This is a genomic window from uncultured Actinomyces sp., from assembly GCA_900541895.1.
Classification (GTDB): domain Bacteria; phylum Actinomycetota; class Actinomycetes; order Actinomycetales; family Actinomycetaceae; genus Pauljensenia.
In genome coordinates this window covers 1-2989 of the sequence record UWSI01000054.1, presented here as the reverse complement: position 1 = coordinate 2989, position 2989 = coordinate 1, and the positions used below count along the sequence as shown (strand labels likewise).

3 protein-coding genes are annotated in these 2989 nt (G+C 53.2%); 1 reads left to right on the top strand and 2 read right to left on the bottom strand.

Going from position 1 to position 2989, the window contains the following annotated elements:
• Positions 1-181: hypothetical protein (locus tag QZR18_RS08250; protein WP_295910899.1), on the top strand; the 181-nt coding region annotated here is incomplete at its 5' end.
• Between the two features lie 25 nt (positions 182-206).
• Here QZR18_RS08250 and tyrS read toward each other — a convergent pair.
• Positions 207-1466, bottom strand: coding sequence for a tyrosine--tRNA ligase (tyrS, locus tag QZR18_RS08245; RefSeq protein WP_178707108.1), 1260 nt, complete (start codon positions 1464-1466; stop codon positions 207-209).
• An 85-nt stretch (positions 1467-1551) separates the two neighbouring features.
• Positions 1552-2910, bottom strand: coding sequence for an O-antigen ligase (locus QZR18_RS08240; protein ID WP_178707112.1), 1359 nt, complete (start codon positions 2908-2910; stop codon positions 1552-1554).
• Positions 2911-2989 lie beyond the last annotated feature (79 nt).

Below are 2989 nucleotides of genomic sequence, written 5' to 3'. Positions count from 1 at the left end.
CAGGCATAAAAACAAAAACAAACACACTATCGAGTTCACAAACAACACCCCCACATTTGCAATTCACCCGAGGATGAATCTCAAAGGGGCTTTCGCGCTTTACAACGTTTCCGTCGCCCTCAGCGCAACGAGTTATAGATTAGGCCGTTTAGAGGCTCATCGTCAAATCAAAACACTATGATGACGAGCACACCTTTAAAAACGGGTCATCGGACAGCAACTACAGCCAGATTCCTGCGGCCCTTACGGATCAAAACCAACCCGCCGGCAAGCAGATCATCAGCACTCAAAACTGCCTCTTCATCTTCTACCTTGACCTTATTGACATAGGCTCCGCCACCCGCGAGGGTACGACGCGCAGCAGTGCGCCCCTTCTCAAGGCCGGTCTCTACAAGAGCGTCAACAAGAGTCGCCCCCAACTGAAGTTCCGCACGCGGAAGGTCACTGGTTGCTGCAGCCAAAGTGGCCTCGTCAATCGAGGAAAGGTCACCGGTTCCCCACAGCGCCTCGGTTGCAGCCTGCACACGCTCAAGTTCGTCTTGACCATGGACCAACGCAGTGACGCTGGCAGCCAACGCTTTCTGTGCAGCACGCTGATGCGGGCGCTCAGCGACCTCAACCTCAAGGGCCTCGATCTCTTCGCGTGAGAGGAAAGTGAAGATCTTCAGAAAACGAACTACGTCGTCATCGGCAACCTGCAACCAGAACTGGTAGAAGGCGTAAGGGCTCATCATCTCGGGATCGAGCCAGATCGCGCCACCCTCGGACTTGCCAAACTTTGTTCCGTCAGCCTTAGTAATGATGGGCGTCGTCATCACATGGGTATCGGCGCCTTCGATCTTATGAATCAGGTCGACGCCGCCAACCATATTGCCCCACTGATCATTTCCACCGGTCTCAAGGGTGCAACCATAGCGACGGAAAAGTTCGAGGTAGTCATTTGCCTGAAGAATCTGGTACGAGAATTCTGTGTAGGAGATCCCCTCGTCAGAGGCAATACGGCGCGCAACAATATCCTTGTTGAGCATGGTGCCCACACGGAAGTACTTACCGATTCCGCGCAAGAGATCAATAGCGCTCATCTCTTGCGTCCAATCGAGGTTATTCACCATTCGCGCTGCTGCAGGTCCCTCGAAGTCAAGAAAACGAGAAATCTGCGCACGCAAACGATCTGCCCAGCCCTGAACAACTTCGGTGGGTTGGAGTTGACGCTCACCACTTTGACGCGGATCGCCAATCTGGCCCGTTGCACCACCCACGAGTGCAAGCGGACGGTGTCCCGCGAGTTGCAGGTGACGCATAACGATCAGCTGAACAAGGTGACCATGGTGAAGTGAAGGAGCTGTCGGATCATAACCGCAATAGAAGGTGACCGGGCCCTGCGCAAAGTGAGCACGAAGTGCATCAAGATCAGTGTGCTGAGCAATCAGACCACGCCATTGGAGGTCGTCAATAATATCGGTCACGGAAATACCTTCTTCTTGTTGGAATACGTGCGCATTACAGTGTACGGGAAAAGACTCGCCTTAAAGGACGCGTCTTGATTGTGTCTCACGAGGCCGCAGATCGGTCTGCGTAGCCGGCAGCACCTAGCCGACGCGTGGCCTCGTCCCCACGTCGAGGCGGGTGAAAGTCAATTGATTCTGCTCGGACCTTCAGCCAGGTAGCAAAAGCAACGAAAAGAACCCAGTTACCCTCGGTGAGCAAACGAGACTCGGTAAATGACTGGACGAACATCGCGAGCATAAGAACAGCGGCCAGGACGGGGATCAGATCGCTCTCAAGATCACGAAGGGCAACTCGGAAGATACGAATCATGACCCACAAGACCGCGAAGGCCAAAAGCATGAGCCCAACAATGCCAGTCTGGAATAGTGCCTCGATATAAGCGTTATGCGCCTGCATGGTAGGCGTACCATCTGGACGAACAACAAGGTTCTTGAACAGAGGCAACCACGGGGGCCACATCACAACCCACCCCCAGCCAAGAAGGGGATGCTCGGTCCACAATTGCAAAAGCTTCGCCCAAATGACACCACGCCCGGTCATATCAGAACTGCGTCCTAATATCTCGGTGACCTGATCCTTCATCACAACAGCCACCAGCAGGAAACTGGCCGCAGCGGTCAAAGCCACACGAACAGCGAAACGCCGCTCATAGAAGCCGAGATGACGAATGATCAAAAGAAAGACGAGTGCACTGAGGGAAACCAGCGTGGCAACGAACACCGTTGCCGAACCAGTGAGAATAAGAATGCCAACACAGGCACACACCCACAGTAAGTTGCGAATGTGCTGATTCCGATCTTGAATCCAGAAGACAAGCACGCCTAGAAGCAGTAAGAGCGCAATAAACGCCAAAGGATTGCGGTTTCCCACGAAACCTTGAATCGGCCCTCCCCTGAACAGGGAATCATTGATCCAGTAATAGAGCTCTGGAACTTTTTTCCAATGGCGCATATACACGGGAGGAATTCGATGACCAACGAAGAGCGAGACCCACAGCTCGAGAACATACGACAGAACAACGACGATCTTCATCGCATCCATGAATACTTTCAGCATCTGTCGAAGCGGAAAAGCAATTGCTACAAGTATCCCCGCTGAGCTTGTCGCAAGAGTGATCAGAGCTGAGGCGAAAGTTTCAAGACGGTACTGGCTCCAAATCACCGACAAACAGCAGAGCACGATGAAGGATGAAACAGACAGCGAAATCCTTCGCAAGGTCACGCGTCGTCCGGCAAGAAAAAACACGACCCAGCATGCAAGCAGCACCAAAACGGTGATAATGCCAAAACCGAGCCAACCGAATGTGTTACGAACCCCTTGGCCTGCAAAGGCCAAGAAGAAAATCGCGACCCCCACAATGGGCAGCAGCGACTCGGCTCGAGAGCTAACTGTTGTATTCACGCATGTCCTCAAGACAGAAAGAAATTCTAGTAGGGAGAATAGCGGCAAGAAGCCGTGCCCGCTAGCGACAGGCTAGCGG